Source organism: Defluviicoccus vanus (assembly GCF_014672695.1).
Taxonomy (GTDB): domain Bacteria; phylum Pseudomonadota; class Alphaproteobacteria; order Rhodospirillales; family Defluviicoccaceae; genus Defluviicoccus; species Defluviicoccus vanus.
This window is the reverse complement of sequence record NZ_CP053923.1, coordinates 3,552,664-3,570,069: the sequence shown is the minus strand read 5'-3', so window position 1 is coordinate 3,570,069 and position 17,406 is coordinate 3,552,664. Positions and strand designations below refer to the sequence as shown.

Sequence of the window (17,406 nt, the reverse complement as noted above, 5' to 3'; positions counted from 1 at the left end):
CGCCGCCTGTCCCGTCCGCAGGCGATCTCCCGACCTCGTGCAGTCTGCCGGCAAAGCCGCAGTTTGCACTCGCGACAGGCCCCACTGCGGCGCAGTGAAAACTCGGCGCGCGGAGGTGGCTGGGTGCCGGCAAGTTGACGCCCGACTCCTGCTGCAGGCTCATCCCCGGCAGCACAGCCATGAGCGTGTCGACACGAACGCCCGGCGCCGACGGGGGATGTTGCCGCGGCGCCGTAGTCGGCGCGGCCACGGCGAGCACAAGGAGGATGCTGCCGGCAACGGCGGCAGAACGGAGATACGACGGAGACAACAGCTGGCGCATGCTTCCCTCACCAAGCCCCTGGAGAAACCTGCGCCATTGTCCGCACTTTGCGTCAATGTTCGGTAAACGCGCGGCATGTCTCAATTTAAATTTTTACTTCCGCTTCCGTTCGTCCCGCCATGAACCGACGCGTCATTCCAGAAGGAGACTTAGCGGGTGGGGATCGCTCGGCGTCTCGACGCCGGCTACGAGGACGGCAACGACGCCCTGCGGACCGACCCGGTGTTCAAGCCGACGATGGACCGGCTGTCCGAACACGGCAATCTGTGCCCGCAATCCACCGTATCGCGCACCGAGAACCTGCCGGACAGGCACGCCCCTGCTGCACCACGTCTCTCCCCATCCCCCCTCTGGAGACATTGATGTGATCTTACGCCTTCGATAACCGGCACTAAAGGAATATCAACTTATAGAAGTATAATAGACCTAAAATACGCCTTTCACGATCCCAATACATTTCGTATTATTGATATTGAATAAAAAAACGGGCTGGACGCAATCGTGGGCAAGCAACGTCAGCAGTGGACGGTATCGGGCATGGGCAAGAGCGGATCGCCCCTTCGGCGATAACTGTCCTTCATCGCCACGGCCGTCTGGAAACAATGGAGGAAGAAATGCGTGGCTCGCGTAGTGGGGTGATGCGGGTTCTTTACGGGACTGCGATGGCTCTCGTCGGTTTCTGGGCCGGAACCGCGATGGCCGCACCAGGAGATACTCTCTGGTCGCGAACGGTGGGCACGAACGCCTTCGATGTGGTGCAGGATGCGGCAACCGACGCCAACGGCAATCTCTACGTCGTTGGCGTCACCTGGGGCGATATGACGGGTGACTACAAGGGCGAGGGCGACGCCTTCGTCCTCAAGCTCGACCCGCAAGGGCGGATTCTCTGGCGGCGGCAACCCGGCAGCGCCGGCTACGATGAGGCGCTCGGCGTTGCCATCGACAAATCGAACAACGTCTACGTCGTCGGCCAGACCGAAGGCGCCTTCGCCGGTCTGAACAAGGGTGACGACGACGCGTTCCTCTTGAAGTACGACACCGACGGCCGGCTGCTGTGGCGCCGGCAGCCGGGAACAAGCAGGGAAGACGTCGCCTGGGGCGTCGCCGTGGATGGCAGCAGCAATGTCTATATGGTGGGCGGCACCGAAGGATCGCTGGCCGGAAGTAACAAGGGCGGTCTCGACATTTTCGTGCTCAAGTTCGACAGTGGCGGGCGGACCCTGTGGTCGCGGCAATCGGGAACCGCGTCCAACGACGAGGCAGCGGCGGTCGCCACCGATGCGGCCGGGAATGCGTATGTGGTCGGCATCACCGGTTCTGACTTAAATGGCGAGGACACCACCGCCGACGCCTTCCTCTTCAAGTACAACCCTCTCGGTCAACTGATGTGGCGGCGACAGCCGGGAAGCAACGACTTCGACGAAGCGCTGGACGTGGCCGTGGACAGCAGTGGCGCCGTTTATGTGGTCGGGCAAACCTCGGGAGCCCTCGGCGGTCCGAACCAGGGCGACGACGATACGTTCATTTTGAAGTACGCTTCAGACGGGCACATCCTGTGGTGGCGGCAGCCGGCAGCGGCCGACGAGGATTTCGCCTGGGCTGTCGCTACCGATGCCAGCGACAACGTCTACGTTGTCGGCACAGCCGAGGGCGCGGTGGGCGGACTACACGTCGGATCTGACGATCCCTTCGTGCTGAGCTATGACCGCAACGGCACGCTGCTATGGAGCCGCCAGCCCGGAACCACCTTGAACGATGAGTTTGCGGCGGTGACGGTGGACAAGGACGGCTTCATTTATGCTGCGGGCCCCATAGGCGGAGAGGTCGACGGCGATCCGAACAAGACGAGCCCCGACGGCCTGATCGTCAAGTTTGNNACCGTGCCACCGCCAGCACCGCTGCGATGGCGGAGTAACCTGATCGCGGCTGCGGCCGCGGTGACGGCTGTGACCACGTAGCCGCATCCGACGCCCACCCCCGCCTTGACACGCCGGGGTGGGCGCTTCTAGAGTTGCGACCCTTACAGAAGAGACTGTGTCTTGCAATGGGCTTGGTCGCCCTTCCGGCGGACCAGCTTTTTGTTGGGCAGATGGCAACGGAGCAGACGCGAGCGTGTTCGAGGGACTGACCGAGCGACTGGGGACGATCTTCGATCGGCTGCGCAAGCGTGGCGCGCTGAGCGAGGCCGACGTCAACGAGGCGCTGCGCGAAGTCCGCATCGCGCTGCTCGAAGCCGATGTGGCGCTGCCGGTGGTCAAGGACCTGATCAACGGCATCAAAGCCCGCGCCGTTGGCCAAGAGGTGCTGCGCAGCGTCACCCCGGCGCAGATGGTGGTCAAGATCGTCCACGACCACCTGATCGAGGTGCTGTCGGGTGGCGAGACCGACGAGAAGCTGCGCCTCGGTGAGGGTGCCGGGATCAACCTGAATGCCTCTCCGCCGGTGCCGGTGCTGCTGGTGGGCCTGCAGGGCTCGGGCAAGACCACCACCGCCGGCAAGCTGGCGGTGCGGCTACGCAAGCGCGAAAAGAAGAAGGTGCTGCTGGCATCGCTCGACATCTACCGCCCCGCAGCGCAGAAGCAGCTCGCCATCCTCGGCGAGCAGACCGAGACGGCAACCGTTGAGATCATCCCTGGCCAGGATGCGCTGACGATCGCCCAGCGGGCGATGGATCAGGCGCGCCGCCAGGGCTTCGACGTGGTCATTCTCGATACCGCCGGGCGCACGGCGGTCGACGAACAGATGATGGCGGAAGCCGCGGCGGTGAAAGCGGCGGTCAATCCGCTGGAGACACTCCTCGTCGCCGACGCGCTGACCGGCCAGGACGCGGTTACCCTCGCCCGCTCGTTTCATGAGCGGGTGGGCATCACCGGCATCGTCCTCACCCGGGTCGATGGCGACTCCCGTGGCGGTGCCGCCTTGTCCATGCGCGGCGTCACCGGCTGTCCGATCCGGCTGATCGGCGTCGGCGAGAAGCTGGACGCGCTGGAGACGTTCCAGCCGGACCGCATCGCCGGCCGTATTCTCGGCATGGGTGACGTGGTCGGCTTGGTCGAGCGGGCGGCGGATCTGATCGAGAAGGAAGACGCGGAAAAGCTCGCGCTGAAGCTGACCAAGGGTGAGTTCACCCTCGAAGACATGGCCAAGCAGTTTAAGCAGCTGCGCAAGATGGGCGACTTCAAGGGTATCCTCGGCATGCTGCCCGGGATCGGTAAGATCCAGAAGCAGCTCGACGAGGCGAAGGTCGACGACAAGATGATCGCCCGCCAGGAGGCCATCATCCTGTCGATGACGATAGAGGAGCGGCACAACCCGAAGCTGCTCAACGCGTCACGGCGGCGGCGGATCGCGCTAGGGTCCGGTACCACCGTCCAGGACGTCAATCGCTTGCTCAAGCAACATCAGATGATGAGCGAGATGATGAAAAAGGTGGGCAAGCTCGGTAAGCGGGGCCTCTTCGGCAAAGGTTTGCCGCCGGGCCTGCTGCCACCGATGCCGCCGCGTTGAGCGGTCGGCTGTTCACCAGGATTTGATCCGCGGAAGCACCCCCGCGCATGCGGGGTCAGAGAGAGGAACGGAAGAACCGAATGGCTGTCAGGATTCGTCTGGCGCGGGGCGGCACGAAAAAGCGCCCCTTCTATCACGTGGTCGTCGCCGATTCGCGCAGCCGTCGCGACGGGCGTTTCATCGAAATCGTCGGCACCTACAACCCGATGCTGCCACACGAACATGCGGAGCGGGTGTTGCTGAAGACAGAGCGGCTGCAACACTGGCTCGGCCACGGCGCCACCGCCAGCGATCGGGTGGCGCGGCTGTGTGCGGCGCAGGGCCTGATGGAGCTGCCGGCGCGGGCCGAGCAGACAAAGAAGCCGCTGCCGAAGGCCAAGGCACAGGAACGGCTGAAGGCAGCGGAAGCGGCGGAGGCCGGGGCGGCCGACTAGACCGGCCACCGATGCCTTCGCTCGCACGGCGAGCAACCAGGGACGGCATGAGCGATGACGCACGAGCCTGCAGTCATGGCAGCGCAGCGCATTTGTCTCGGTGTGATCACCGGGGCACGGGGCCTGCGCGGGCTCCTTTGGGTGAAGTCGTTTACCGCTGCTCCCGGTGATGTCGGTGCGTACGGGCCGCTGACCGATGCGGCCGGTGGCCGCAGCTTCCGGCTGCGGGCGGGTGGTGNNGAATCCGGCGGCGAACGGGTGCTGGTGCAGATTGATGGCGTTAGCGACCGTACCGCGGCGGAAAGCCTCAAGGGAACGGAACTCTACGTGCTGCGCACGGCCCTGCCCNCCGCCGGCGAGGACGAATTCTACTACACCGATCTGATCGGTCTCGCCGCCGAGATCATCCACCCGGACGGCACGATTGCCGACCGTGGCCGGGTGCTGGCGGTGCACGACTTCGGCGGTGGCAGCCTCCTCGACGTGGAAGGGGAGGCAGTGGGTTCGATCATGGTGCCGTTTACCCGTGCTGCGGTGCCGGAGGTGGATCTGGCGCATGGCCGCGTCGTCGTGGCATTGCTGCCGGGCATCCTGCCGCCCTCCAACGACGATGGCCGCGATGGTGCTGCAGACGCGCCGCAGAAGGCCTGACGGCGATGGCCGACGGCAATGCACCCTGGACGGCACGGGTATTGACCATCTTCCCGGAGATGTTTCCGGGCCCCCTCGCCTATTCGCTTGCCGGCCAGGGCTTGGCGGCAGATAAATGGCGGTTGGAAACGCTAGACATTCGGACGTTTGCGCGCGATAAACACGCTTCCGTCGACGACACTCCCTTCGGAGGTGGTCCGGGTATGGTGATGCGCCCGGATGTGGTCGACGCGGCGATTGCGGCAGCGCTCGAATTCGGGCCGCTGCCGTTGATTTATTTGACACCGCGTGGCCGGGTCCTGGACCAGCCACGGGTGAAAGCATTGGCAGCAGGGCCGGGAGTTACCGTGCTGTGCGGCCGCTACGAGGGTATCGACGAGCGGGTCATTGCGACGCGGCGCCCCGAGGAAATCAGCCTCGGCGATTTTGTATTGTCCGGTGGTGAGCCGGCGGCGATCACGCTGATCGATGCCTGTGTCAGGCTGCTACCGGGAGTCATCGGTGACGTCCGGTCGTTGACTGAGGAGAGCTTCGAGCACGACCTGCTCGAATATCCCCACTACACCCGGCCACGAACGTGGCAAGGTCTGGGCGTGCCGGAGGTGCTGACCGAAGGCCACCACGCCCGGATCAGGGCATGGCGACGGGCGGAGGCGGAGCGGTTGACCCGCGAACGCCGACCCGACCTGTGGCAGCGGAACGAAGCCGGAGGGCGCGCGGCAGCTGCGGCGTATCCAGCGGCGGGCGGTTGGTTTGGCGGAGACAACGCCGCAACGGAAGACGAAGGTAACAGGCGATGACGATCCTGCAGGATTTCGAACAAGAACAGATTGCGAAGCTGAGCACCGATCGCACCGTTCCCTGGTTCGCCCCCGGCGATACCCTCAGGGTCAAGGTGAAGGTGATCGAGGGCTCGCGTGAACGCCTGCAGGCCTTTGAGGGCGTGTGCATCGCCAGGCGCAACCGCGGCCTGCATTCGTCGTTCACCGTCCGCAAGATCTCCTACGGCGAGGGCGTTGAGCGCGTGTTCCCGCTCTATTCGCCGAATGTGGCCGGGATCGAGGTGGTTCGCCGCGGCGACGTGCGGCGTGCCAAGCTCTATTACCTGCGCACCCGGCGCGGCAAGAGCGCGCGCATCTCCGAAAAGACCAGCGGCTACGTCGCCAAGGTCGATGCCCGCGAGCGGGAAGCTGCGGTGCTGGCGCGCGCCGCCAACAAGGCCGCTGTGGCAGCCGCAGCGACGACAGAAACCATCGACAACGCCTGACGCTTGCCACAGGGCGGGTCTACTGCGGCTCGCCCCGGCAGAGGCNGAGGAGGCCGCATGACCAAGCCACGTACCCTGTTTGACAAGATTTGGGAAAGCCATCTGGTCGATCGTCAGCCAGATGGCACCTGTCTCCTTTATATCGATCGCCACCTCGTCCACGAGGTGACCAGCCCGCAGGCCTTCGAAGGCCTGCGCAGCAGCGGCCGTCATGTTCGCCGGCCGCAGGCGACGCTGGCCGTTGCCGACCACAACGTGCCAACCACCGATCGCAGCATCGGCATCGCCGACGAGGAATCGCGCATTCAGGTGGAAACCCTCGCCACCAACTGTGCCGAGTTCGGCGTTCCCTTCTATGCCATGACCGACCGGCGACAGGGCATCGTCCATATCATCGGCCCGGAGCAGGGCTTCACCCTGCCGGGGATGACCATCGTCTGCGGTGACAGCCATACCTCGACGCATGGCGCCTTCGGCGCGCTCGCCTTCGGCATCGGCACCTCCGAAGTGGAGCACGTGCTGGCGACGCAGACCCTGTTGCAGGCACCGGCGAAGAACATGCGGGTAACCGTCGACGGTGCGCTTGCCGCGGGCGTGACCGCGAAGGACGTGATCCTTGCCATCATCGGCACCATCGGCACCGCCGGCGGCACCGGTCACGTGATCGAATACGCGGGCGATGTGATGCGTGGCCTGTCGATGGAAGGGCGGATGACCGTCTGCAACATGTCCATCGAGGCGGGTGCACGCGCCGGGCTGATCGCCCCCGATGAAACAACCTTTGCCTACCTGCAAGGCCGGCCGATGACGCCGAAAGGCGACTTGTGGGCACGGGCAGTCGAGCACTGGCGCACCCTGCCCTCCGACGATGGCGCCCGCTACGACAAGGAGATCCGACTTGCCGCCGCCGCCATCGCCCCGCTGGTCACCTGGGGAACCAGTCCCGAGGACGTGGTGCCAATCACCGGCCGCGTCCCCGACCCGGACATGGCCGCCGACGACAACAAGCGCCGGGCGGTGTTGCGCGCCCTCGACTATATGGGGCTGAACCCGGGCACGCGAATGCAGGACATCCCCATCGACCGGGTGTTCATCGGTTCGTGCACCAACGGCCGGATCGAGGATCTGCGGGCGGCTGCCGCGGTCGCCCAGGGCCGCAAGGTCGCCGATAACGTCCAGGCGATGGTCGTCCCCGGCTCAGGGCTGGTCAAGGTGCAGGCGGAAGCCGAAGGGCTGGATCGTATCTTCCGCGAGGCCGGCTTCGACTGGCGCGAGCCCGGCTGTTCCATGTGCCTCGCCATGAACGCCGATCGGCTGGAGCCAGGAGAGCGCTGCGCGTCGACCTCCAACCGCAACTTCGAGGGTCGCCAGGGCCGCGGTGGGCGGACGCACCTGGTCAGTCCGGCGATGGCGGTGGCCGCCGCGGTGACCGGGCGCCTTACCGACGTGCGCGACCTGCTCGCCTAGCCGCCGCGCCTACCCCTCGTTGCTACGAAAGGAGGTTGCCAGNTGCAACCCTTCACCAAACTGAGCGGGACGGCAGCGCCGCTGCCGATGATCAACGTCGATACCGACATGATCATCCCGAAGCAGTTCCTGAAGACGATCCAGCGCTCCGGCCTCGGCAAGAGCCTGTTTTTCGAGATGCGCTACGACGATGACGGGCGGGAGCGANGGGAGTTCATCCTCAACCAGGAACCCTTCCGCGACGCGCAGGTGCTGATCGCCGGCAGCAACTTCGGCTGCGGCTCGTCGCGCGAGCATGCCCCCTGGGCGCTGCTCGACTTCGGCATCCGCTGCATCATCGCCCCTTCCTTTGCCGACATCTTCTACAACAACTGCTTCAAGAACGGCATTCTGCCGATCGTCCTGCCGCCGGCCGAGGTGGACAGGCTGATGGCACTGGCGCAGCAGGCCGCCACGCTGAGCATCGACCTCAACGCCGGCGAGATCCGGCTGCCGNACGGGGAAACGCTGGCCTTTGCCGTTGACGCCTTTCGCAAGCACTGTCTGGTCAACGGTCTCGACGACATCGGCCTGACGCTGAACAAGGCCGCGCTGATTGACTCCTTCGAGGCCCGGCAGCAGGAACAACAGCCCTGGCTGGTGGCGTCCTAGGATCAACCGGCGCCCCGGCGCCCCACGGAGAGGGTAATCCCTTGAACGATAAAAAGAACCTGCTGGTGCTCGCTGGCGACGGGATCGGCGCGGAAGTGATGGCCGAAGTTTGGCGGCTGATCGATTGGCTGGACCGCAGGCGGGGGATCAGCTTCGCGGTGAGTGAGGGGCTGGTTGGCGGCGTATCCATCGACGCCCACGGCGTGCCCATCACCGACGCGACGATGGCGCAGGCGCTGGCCGCCGATGCGGTGCTGCTCGGCGCCGTTGGCGGGCCGAAGTGGGAGACACTGCCCTTCGAGGTGCGGCCGGAACGCGGGCTGCTGCGGCTGCGCAAGGACCTGGAATTGTTCGCCAACCTGCGGCCGGCGGTGGTGTTCGACGCTCTCGTCGATGCCTCACCGCTGAAGGCGGAAATTATCCGCGGGCTCGATATCATGATCGTCCGCGAACTCACCGGCGGCGTCTATTTCGGGCAGCCGCGAGGGATCGAGACGCTCGCCGACGGCAGCCGCCGCGGCGTCAACACCCAGGTTTATACCACCGAGGAGATCCGCCGCATCGCCCGCGTCGCCTTCGACTTGGCGCGCAAGCGGCAGAACCGGGTGTGCTCGGCGGAGAAGGCCAACGTCATGGAGTCCGGCGTCCTGTGGCGCGAAGAGGTGCAATGGGTGCACGACAACGAGTACCCCGACATTGACCTCAGCCACATGTATGCGGACAACTGCGCCATGCAGTTGGTGCGCAATCCGGGTCAGTTCGACGTCATCGTCACCGATAACCTCTTCGGCGACATTCTTTCTGACGAAGCCGCCATGCTCACCGGCTCACTCGGCATGCTGCCCTCGGCATCGCTGGGCGCCGCCGACGTCAGCGGCCGACGCCGGGCGCTCTACGAGCCGGTGCACGGCAGCGCTCCTGACATCGCCGGCAAGGGCATCGCCAATCCGCTGGCGGTGCTGCTGAGTTTCGGGATGTGCCTGCGCTACTCCTTCGACCTGAAGGCGGAAGCCGACCTGCTCGACCGGGCGGTCAACGGCGTCCTCGACGGTGGCCTGCGCACCGCCGACATCATGCAGCAAGGCAAGGCGCGCATCTCCACCGGGGTGATGGGCGAAGCAATCATCCGCGAGATGGACAAACTCTCCGGCTAAAGCGGGCGGCTGCTGCGGCGCCGGTCGCGCCTCAGGACAAGAGCGCGTAGCAGATCGGCAACAGCAGCGCCGTCGCCAGCGCGTTCAACCCCATGGCGAGGCCGGAGAAGGCGCCGGCCACCTCGCCCACATGCAGCGCCCGGGCGGTGCCGAGGCCGTGCGAGGCGACGCCGAGGGCAAAACCGATTGCCTTCGGATTGCGGACGCGGACGAGTTGCAGGGCGGTGGTGCCGAAGACCGCACCGACGATGCCGGTGAGGATCACCAGCACCGCGGTCAGCGTCGCCTCGCCACCGATTTTTTCGGCAATCCCCATTGCCACCGGCGCAGTCACCGACTTCGGTGCCAGCGAGAGGATGGTTGTCTTCGAGGCGCCGAGCAGCCAGGCAATGCCGACGGCGCTGCCGGCGGCGGTGGCGGAGCCGGCGAGGAGCCCCACCGTCAGTGCCAGCCAGGAGCGGCGGATGTGGGCAAACTGCCGGGCCAGCGGTACCGCCAACGCCACGGTGGCGGTACCGAGCAGGAAGTGCACATACTGGGCGCCGTTGAAGTAGGCTTGGTAGTCGGTGCCGGTGGCGGCGAGAACGACGGACACGAAAGCGATCGCCAGCAGCACCGGGTTGACGATCGGGTTGTGCCGGCAGCGCCGATGCAGCCACAGGCCAGCCTGAAACGCCACCAGGGTCAGCGTCAGCCAGGTGAGCGGACTGGCGGCGAGGTAAACCCAGGTTTCGTGGGTGTGGAGGACGGGCATCAGTCGGTCTCCGTCGGGTGGCGGTCGAGAGCGTGGACGATCAGGCCGGTGACGACGATGGACAGCACGGTCGAGCCGAGGACCGCCGCGGCGATCGGTCGCCACTCGGTAGCAAGCAGGTGCAGATGGGTAATGACGCCGACGCCGGCCGGCACGAACAGCAGCCCCAGCGTCTGCAGCATGCCGGCAGCGGTCGACTGCATCGTGTCCGGGATGCGGCCGCGAATGACGAGAACGGTGAACAGCAGCGCCATGCCAAGGACCGGCCCCGGGATCGGCAAGGCGGTGGCGTGAGTCATAAATTCGCCAAGCAACTGACAGACAAGAAAAATGGTAAGTGACGGCAAGAACATCAAAGCGATTCCCTGAGAGAGGCGGCAGCAGCCACAATGGCGAATCCGCCGCGCATGGCAAGTCCCAACCCCCGCACACCGGAGGTTCTGCCGGACGCGGTCGCGAGCAGCCTTGCAATTAGTGGGCTGGATGCGTAGGTGATCGAAATTCGGCGCGAACAGACAATGCGCGCAATGCGAGGAGAACGAGAGGCATGAGTTATAAAGTCGCCGTGGTTGGCGCCACCGGTAATGTGGGCCGGGAGATGTTGCAGACGCTGGTTGAGCGTGAATTCCCGGCCGGTGACGTGGTCGCGCTCGCCTCGGCGAAGTCGATCGGCAAGGAAGTTTCCTTCGGCGATGACGACATTCTCAAGGTGCAGGACCTGGCGACCTTCGACTTTCGCGGCACCGATATCGTCTTGTCTTCCCCCGGCGCCAAAGTCTCGGCCGCCTTCTCGCCGAAGGCGGCGGCAGCGGGTGCGGTCGTCATCGACAACACGTCGCACTTTCGGATGGAGCCGGACGTGCCGTTGGTGGTGCCCGAGGTCAATCCGCAGGCCATCGCCGGCTTCCACAAGCGCGGCATCATCGCCAATCCCAACTGCTCGACCATCCAGATGGTGGTTGCGCTGAAGCCGTTGCACGACCTGGCCAAGATCCGCCGCGTCGTCGTTGCCACCTATCAGTCGGTGTCCGGTGCCGGCAAGGACGGGATGGACGAACTGTTCGAGCAGACGCGCGGCGTCTACGTCAATGAGCCGACGTACAAATACCAGCAGAAGTTCACCAAGCAGATCGCCTTCAACGTCATTCCACACATCGACGTCTTCATGGACGACGGTTTTACCAAGGAAGAGTGGAAGATGGCAGTGGAGACGCGGAAGATCCTCGATCCGGATATTCAGGTGATCGCCACCTGCGTTCGGGTGCCGGTGTTCATCGGTCACGCCGAAGCGGTGACGGTGGAGTTCGAGCAGCCGATCAGCGAGGCCGAGGCACGGGCGGCGCTGAAGGCGGCGCCGGGCATCTCCGTCGTCGATCATCGGGCGAACGAGGGCTATGTCACCCCCGCCGAATGCGCCGGCGAGGATGCGGTCTACGTCAGCCGCTTGCGCAAGGACCCGACGGTGGAGCACGGCCTCAGCTTTTGGTGTGTCGCCGACAATCTGCGCAAGGGGGCAGCGCTGAACGCGGTGCAGATCGCCGAGGAACTGGTTCGCCAGGGCCACCTGCGCAGCAAGGCGGCCTGAAGCGAGAAACCGCCCGCGACCAGGCTAAGCAGCCGGGGATGGCGACATCCCCGGCGGCCATAGCCGCCACCTATCGCGGCGGCGTGGCCGCGACGGGGTGTTGCGGCGTGAACAGCATATCGATGATCCAGAACACGGCGAAGGCGAGCAGGATCCCGGCAAAGCGATCGATCGCCGGGTCCAGCGTGTCCGTTGGCGTTATCGACGGCGCGTAGGCGATGATGAAGGCAAACCCCGCCTGCATCCCAGCATATGCGCAGGCCGGCGGTCCGGCGAAGAAATAGCCGAAGATGCTGCAGAAGACGAAAATGACGGCGAGGAAGAGCGGCAGGACGTCGATGCTGGTGCCGACCATCAGCAGTCCCGCTCCGCCGCCGATGGCGCAACCGATGAGGCGGAGGAAGGCGCGGTGGCGGCCGAGTTCGGGATTGGGATCGACGATGCGGGTCAACGACACCGCCGCACTGGCAAACCCCGGCAGATCGAACAGTGCATAGAGGCCGACGACGATGCAGACGCCGGCACCGGCTTCCAGGGCAGTGCGCATGGCAACGCGGCGCTCCACCTGCGGCGCTGCAGCCAGGGCACGATCCTGCTCGGGATCACTCGTCGCCGGCAGCAGCAGGGCCCCGACGGCGAAGGCGCTGACAACGCCGACGATGATTTCCGTCGCCCGGTAGGCGGCAACGTGCAGGCCGATGTCCGGCTCGGCCATGGACTGCATCAGCACCAGGCCAATGGTGATCCCGCCAAGCAGCCAGGCATAGGGATACGGACTCGTAAACGAACGGTAGAGCGCGTAGGTGACGGTGGCAAACAGCGCCGTAGCCAGCAGCCCGTTGCTGTCGGCAACGAAGCCGAGGAGAAAGGCGGCGGCAAGCGCCCCTGCCAGGGTGCCGGCGATGCGCATGAGGCCCTTCAGCACCGTCGCCCGCTGGGTGGCGGCAGTTACGGTCAGCGCCGTCATCCCACTCCACATGGGATAATCAAGGTTCAGGCAGAGGGCGGCATAGACGGCGAGCGCGGTGGCGGCGCCGATGGCCAACGCCCGTCGATTGCGTTGCCTGTCTTTCCCTACCGCCTGCAGATCGGTCCCGACTGCGGCAGCGAAGGTCTGCCAATCATCGATGAAAGCGCGCCCGAACTCCATCTTGGCTACCAGCCATAGATTACGAGCACGCGCGCATTGGCACCCACGTGCAGGCGCACGTCCTCCGGCATGCTGGTGAACTCGATGCGGACGGGGAAGCGGCGCTGGAAGCGGATCCAGCCGGTGGTGGGGGCGATGTCCGGCACGATCGCCGTCTGCTGGTCGCGATGGCCGATGGCGCGCGCGATCCCCTGCACTCGGCCGCGAAACAGGCTGAAGGGATAGGTATCGAGATAGATCAGTGCCGGCATCCCTTCCTGCAGGTGGCGGATCGCTTCCTCCTTGTAGAGGGCGATGACACGCCAGTCGCGCGAGGCGGCAATACCGATGCGCGGCACGCCAACGTTGGCGTAGTCGCCTACCGTCAACCAGAGATTGTTCACATAGCCGGCAAGCGGCGCGACGATCCGCGTTTGCGTCAGGTTGTAGTTGGCGAGGTCCAGGGCGCGTTCCGCCACCTTTATCGCCGCGTCTGCGGCGCTCACATCTTCCTTTGCCGCCGCCAGCAACGCCACCGTCGCCCGCAACCTTGCGTCGGCTTCCTTCAGCGCGGCAACGGTTTCGTCGTAGTGTTGCTGTGGGGCGGCGTTGAGCTTCACCAGATCACCGTAGCGGCGTTCGCTGATCCGGGCGAAGGTAAGGTGTGCCTCGGCAGCGACGCGATCGGCATCGGCACGTGCCATNCGCCCCCGGGCGGCATCGGCATCCGCCCTCGCCTTGGCGACCTGCGACGTTTTCAGGTCCACCTGCAGCTGATACGGGGTTGGATCGAGGGTCAGCAGTGGATCGCCAGCCTGGACAAACTGGTTATCGACCACGTGGACGGCGACGATCCGGCCTTCCACCTCGGGGGCGATGAGCACCACGTCATTGGCGACGAAGGCATCGCTGGTATAGGCGAAGAACTGCAGCGAGAGGCAGTAAAGGGCGTACAGCACGCCAATCCCCAGCGCCGCCAGCAACAGCTTCCGCCGCGTCGACACCCGCGCGTCTCTCCTGACGACCGACCGCTGGTCCCTTGTCGCCTGTTTGCGCCAGCGAGGCAAGCGCCTGGCAGCGACGCCGTCCGCCGCGCAGCCGCCCTTGCCGGGAAGCGCTATCCCAATTTCGACGATCGCAGCCTGTGCCATCGCGGTGTCTGATCTGGTATGTTTCGCGTCTAATACGCGCGTGCGGGGAAGGAACGCGGGAGGTCGGGTCCCGGGAGGATGGATGAGGCCGAGGAAAACATGGGAAGCAGTTCTCGGTGGTCGGCGGGCGATCCCATTCGAAGATTTCACTCGCTTGCTGCTGGCTTTCGGTTTCGCGCACAAGCGAACCCGCGGCAGCCACCACATCTTTCTTCATCCGAAGGCGATGCGTCCGCTCAGCATCCAGCCGCGCGGCGGCGAGGCCAAGGCTTACCAAGTCGCGCAGTTCCTGGCGATGGTGGAAGAGTTTGGTCTGACAATGGAAACCGAGGAATGAAGCACTACCACATCAACGTCTTTTGGTCCGCCGCCGATGACTGCTGGATTGCGGATGTTCCCGACTTGAAGAGCTGTTCCGGGATGGGTGACACGCCGGAGGAAGCGCTCGCCGAAGTCCAGCAGGCCATGGCGGCTTGGCTCGATGTGGCTGCGGCCGAAAACCTGCCGATTCCGGAGCCGCGTTATCGTCCAGCCATCTATGCGGTCGGTTGATCCCATTCGCTACCGTTCGGAGGTCGCTGTTGTCTGCGTTCGCTATGCCGCGCATTGCGATGGTGAGCGACGCGGATCGTCGGCGATTGACTCCCCGTAGGGCAGGTCTAAAGCGAAGCGTGACCTGCCGGATGCGCCGGTGCATCCACCGCGTGCGGCGGGTTGCGCTTCGCTTCAAATCCGCCCTACGCGGGCTGTTCGGCCGGTTGTTCATGATGTAGACCCAGCCACCCTGCATACGGTATTGAATACAGCTTCCCGAAGGCGCGGCAACCACCGTGACGAGCGGGACCGCTTGCCGGAGTATAGCTAGACAATGCGCCTTATAGAACTGCGTGCTAAGAACTATCGCACCCTTCAAGATCTCAGGCTACCCTTTGCCAGTGGCTACTGCACAATCTCTGGTAAGAACAACGCGGGCAAATCCTGTGTAATAAGGCTGTTGATGGCTCTTTTTCGCGAGGGCAACTCGTTTCCGTGGGCTGCCGAGACGTATGAGATCGAATATAGTGAAGACAAGACTCAGTGGGTTAAGGATACAGAACCGATCACTGTCGGATATGATCTCGAAATAACGAAAGATGACGATCCTGCTCTAGTCTCCTTTGTTGAGAAAATAGCGAGCATAAAAATAGCTAAAGTCTCGACGACGTTGCGCATTGAGTACGTTCTCAGCGAAATTGAAGGAGCCATAGTCCGCTGCCAAATCGATGGCAAGTCTACAGATGATAAGGCAGCTAAGGAAATTGATAAGAGGATCAAAGACAACCAACTTATGCTTTTGCACAATTCTACAGGCCGACAAGATGAGTATATGTGGGGACGAGGCAGGCCGCGGGTGATATACGACTTTGTGATGTCCGCGGATGAGAAANAACGCCTTGACGATGCTGGGAAGAGTGTGCGTCAAACGATAAGTCAGCTGGCCAAAGAACACAAAACCGGCCTGGGAGCAATATTAGGCAAACTCAGTGATAAGTTTGAAATCGAATTTTCACCTCCCGAAAGTTATGTATCTAGGCACATGCCATTGAAGATCAATCTTAAAGACGAACACGTTGAAGTCCCGCTGAATGACTGGGGCAGTGGTACGCAAAACCGAACAAATATTTTTATGGCAGTTCTAAAGGCCAGCAGAATTCGTCAAAATACATCAGTTGACGAAAAGATCACGCCTTTTGTTGTTGTCGAGGAGCCGGAAAGCTTTCTACACCCCTCCGCTCAGTCGGAGTTCGGAAAAATTCTTCGGGGTGTTGCCTCCGAGCTGGGAATACAGATCATCGTGACGACGCACAGCCCATATATGCTCAATCAGGAGATCCCGTCCGCGAATTTACTCTTGTGCAGACGCATCCATAAGAAGAAAGCTTTCGAAACTGTTCTCGCGAATACCAGTGACGACGATTGGATGACCCCGTTTTCTGAGCACCTCGGTATCCCAGCTAAAGAGTTTACTGCCTGGCGGCCCCTTCTCTCATCGCATAAGGAAAGAGTATTGCTCGTAGAAGGTATTTTGGATGCACAGTATTTTGAATACTTGCAGAGCGCCTCGCTATGCACCCCTCAACTCTCCAAAAGCATCGAAATAATACCTTACAATGGCAAGGACGCTCTCAAAAATACTGTTCTATTTCAGTTCTTCCTTCGGCAATTCGATCACGTTTTCATCACTTTCGATCTTGATGCGCATTCAGACCTTAAAAATGCCCTTATGCGTTTGAACCTGACGGAGAATCAGCACTATGTCCCAATTGGCGTGAATCGACCGGGCAAGGATTGCATTGAAGGGCTATTACCCGCGCGGGTGTTGGCCACAGTTAACGGTCGCGAAGTAGATTTAGTGATGGAGCTGGGGAGCAGGGAGAAGAAGAACGCAAAGGAGGAGCTTAAGCGTAAATATCTTGAAGAGTTTATTTCTAACATAGACTATACTAAAGAAGAATTGAAAGAATTTTCCAAATTAATAGATTTGATAAATAAGCGCATCGCTTCTCCTGAACCCTCAATGACGGAAGGTATGAGCGACTTATACTCTCCGTTAACTTGCCTGCACAGGGCGGATTAGCGTAGCGTTATCCGCCGCATGGGGCCTACCTGGCCGAAGGTATTCGGCGGTTTACGGGCGATGCCTTAATCCACCCGACAAAGCTCGCGTAGCCCGGGTTAAGTTGTCGTAGACCCGCCGGATGCGTTACTCGCCCCAATCCTTGTCCGACGAAGACTGTTCTCCCGCCCCGAGCCAGCTTTCCAGGGACAACCCGCGCCCGACAGCGGACTTGAACGTCGAATACGGCCACGCGGCGGGTGCATGGACGTAGCCATGCTTGACCGGATTGAAATGAACATAGTCGATATGCGCGGCGAAATCTTCATCGGCGCGGATCGCGTGTTCCCAAAACCGGCGTTGCCAGATGCCACGCTCCGCCTTTCGCAGGCGTGCGTCCGAGCGTCGCTCGCCAAGAGGCAGGTTACGGGCAAACACCGCCTTGATCACGCGCCAGCGGGTCGCGAAGTCGTCGTCATCCGGCGGCAGGGTCCAAACGCAATGGAGATGATCGGGAAGCACGACCCAGGCATCGATCGTGAACGGTCGGCTCCGGCGCACCAGACGAACCGCGTTCCGCAATAAATCAATGTGTCGTATCAGCAAGTCGTTGCCACGCCGTTCGAGCAGGCTGACCGTGAAGAAATAACATCCACCGGGCACGCGGTAGCGTCGGTAGTCGGGGATGGTTCTTTTCTCCGGTTCGGTTTCGATATGCCGATACATGCGGCGGGTCAC

The 17,406-nt window shown here is 63.1% G+C and carries 18 protein-coding genes and 1 pseudogene; 14 read left to right on the top strand and 5 right to left on the bottom strand.

Annotated features, from left to right (window positions below):
• Positions 1 to 502: 502 nt before the first annotated feature.
• The 10 genes and pseudogenes from HQ394_RS20850 to leuB all read left to right on the top strand — a co-directional run.
• Positions 503 to 640: pseudogene (locus HQ394_RS20850) on the top strand (IS1380 family transposase); the annotation flags it as partial.
• Positions 641 to 924: 284 nt separating this feature from the next.
• A complete protein-coding gene (locus HQ394_RS16225; protein ID WP_456151638.1) occupies positions 925 to 2,280 on the top strand; it encodes an SBBP repeat-containing protein in 1,356 nt (451 codons plus the stop codon).
• Positions 2,281 to 2,434: 154 nt separating this feature from the next.
• Complete coding sequence (gene ffh, locus HQ394_RS16220; RefSeq protein ID WP_190261088.1) at positions 2,435 to 3,829, top strand: signal recognition particle protein; 1,395 nt, start codon at positions 2,435 to 2,437, stop codon at positions 3,827 to 3,829.
• 80 nt (positions 3,830 to 3,909) lie between these two features.
• Entirely contained in the window at positions 3,910 to 4,263 is a 354-nt protein-coding gene (rpsP, locus tag HQ394_RS16215; protein ID WP_190261087.1) for a 30S ribosomal protein S16, read from the top strand.
• A gap of 54 nt (positions 4,264 to 4,317) precedes the next feature.
• The gene (gene rimM / locus HQ394_RS16210; protein WP_223291648.1) at positions 4,318 to 4,914 is read left to right on the top strand and encodes a ribosome maturation factor RimM; all 597 of its coding nucleotides are present in this window, start codon (positions 4,318 to 4,320) and stop codon (positions 4,912 to 4,914) included.
• A gap of 5 nt (positions 4,915 to 4,919) precedes the next feature.
• Entirely contained in the window at positions 4,920 to 5,714 is a 795-nt protein-coding gene (gene trmD / locus HQ394_RS16205; protein ID WP_190261086.1) for a tRNA (guanosine(37)-N1)-methyltransferase TrmD, read from the top strand.
• Entirely contained in the window at positions 5,711 to 6,181 is a 471-nt protein-coding gene (gene rplS, locus HQ394_RS16200; protein WP_190261085.1) for a 50S ribosomal protein L19, read from the top strand. Before trmD ends, rplS begins: the two co-directional genes overlap by 4 nt.
• A 57-nt stretch (positions 6,182 to 6,238) precedes the next feature.
• Positions 6,239 to 7,648 (top strand): 3-isopropylmalate dehydratase large subunit, encoded by a 1,410-nt coding sequence (gene leuC, locus HQ394_RS16195; protein WP_190261084.1) that lies wholly within the window; start codon positions 6,239 to 6,241, stop codon positions 7,646 to 7,648.
• 42 nt (positions 7,649 to 7,690) lie between these two features.
• On the top strand, positions 7,691 to 8,299 hold the full coding sequence (leuD, locus tag HQ394_RS16190) for a 3-isopropylmalate dehydratase small subunit (RefSeq protein WP_223292124.1): 609 nt from the start codon (positions 7,691 to 7,693) through the stop codon (positions 8,297 to 8,299).
• 41 nt (positions 8,300 to 8,340) lie between these two features.
• The gene (leuB, locus tag HQ394_RS16185; RefSeq protein ID WP_190261082.1) at positions 8,341 to 9,453 is read left to right on the top strand and encodes a 3-isopropylmalate dehydrogenase; all 1,113 of its coding nucleotides are present in this window, start codon (positions 8,341 to 8,343) and stop codon (positions 9,451 to 9,453) included.
• 31 nt (positions 9,454 to 9,484) lie between these two features.
• Here the strand turns inward: leuB and HQ394_RS16180 are convergent, their stop codons facing one another.
• Positions 9,485 to 10,207 (bottom strand): LrgB family protein, encoded by a 723-nt coding sequence (locus tag HQ394_RS16180; protein ID WP_190261081.1) that lies wholly within the window; start codon positions 10,205 to 10,207, stop codon positions 9,485 to 9,487.
• A complete protein-coding gene (locus HQ394_RS16175) occupies positions 10,207 to 10,560 on the bottom strand; it encodes a CidA/LrgA family protein (RefSeq protein WP_190261080.1) in 354 nt (117 codons plus the stop codon). The genes HQ394_RS16180 and HQ394_RS16175 overlap by 1 nt, the downstream gene beginning before the upstream one ends.
• A 194-nt stretch (positions 10,561 to 10,754) precedes the next feature.
• Here HQ394_RS16175 and HQ394_RS16170 point away from each other — a divergent pair, with 194 nt between their 5' ends.
• Positions 10,755 to 11,792 carry an aspartate-semialdehyde dehydrogenase gene (locus tag HQ394_RS16170; RefSeq protein WP_190261079.1) on the top strand — a complete coding sequence of 346 codons (1,038 nt, stop codon included), beginning with the start codon at positions 10,755 to 10,757 and terminating at the stop codon, positions 11,790 to 11,792.
• A gap of 70 nt (positions 11,793 to 11,862) precedes the next feature.
• Here HQ394_RS16170 and HQ394_RS16165 read toward each other — a convergent pair whose 3' ends face one another.
• Both HQ394_RS16165 and HQ394_RS16160 read right to left on the bottom strand, forming a co-directional pair.
• Positions 11,863 to 12,942, bottom strand: coding sequence for an FUSC family protein (locus HQ394_RS16165; protein ID WP_190261078.1), 1,080 nt, complete (start codon positions 12,940 to 12,942; stop codon positions 11,863 to 11,865).
• A gap of 5 nt (positions 12,943 to 12,947) precedes the next feature.
• Positions 12,948 to 14,072, bottom strand: a complete 1,125-nt coding sequence (locus HQ394_RS16160; RefSeq protein WP_223291647.1) for an HlyD family secretion protein — start codon at positions 14,070 to 14,072, stop codon at positions 12,948 to 12,950.
• Between the two features lie 82 nt (positions 14,073 to 14,154).
• On the opposite strand from HQ394_RS16160, the gene HQ394_RS16155 reads away from it, so the two are divergent.
• The 3 genes from HQ394_RS16155 (at position 14,155) to HQ394_RS16145 (ending at position 16,689) form a co-directional block, all read left to right on the top strand.
• Positions 14,155 to 14,409, top strand: a complete 255-nt coding sequence (locus HQ394_RS16155; RefSeq protein WP_190261076.1) for a type II toxin-antitoxin system HicA family toxin — start codon at positions 14,155 to 14,157, stop codon at positions 14,407 to 14,409.
• Positions 14,406 to 14,624 (top strand): type II toxin-antitoxin system HicB family antitoxin, encoded by a 219-nt coding sequence (locus tag HQ394_RS16150; protein WP_190261075.1) that lies wholly within the window; start codon positions 14,406 to 14,408, stop codon positions 14,622 to 14,624. Before HQ394_RS16155 ends, HQ394_RS16150 begins: the two co-directional genes overlap by 4 nt.
• Positions 14,625 to 14,940: 316 nt before the next feature.
• Positions 14,941 to 16,689 carry an ATP-dependent nuclease gene (locus HQ394_RS16145; protein WP_190261074.1) on the top strand — a complete coding sequence of 583 codons (1,749 nt, stop codon included), beginning with the start codon at positions 14,941 to 14,943 and terminating at the stop codon, positions 16,687 to 16,689.
• Positions 16,690 to 16,815: 126 nt separating this feature from the next.
• Here the strand turns inward: HQ394_RS16145 and HQ394_RS16140 are convergent, their stop codons facing one another.
• Entirely contained in the window at positions 16,816 to 17,394 is a 579-nt protein-coding gene (locus tag HQ394_RS16140) for an REP-associated tyrosine transposase (RefSeq protein WP_223291646.1), read from the bottom strand.
• Positions 17,395 to 17,406: the final 12 nt, after the last annotated feature.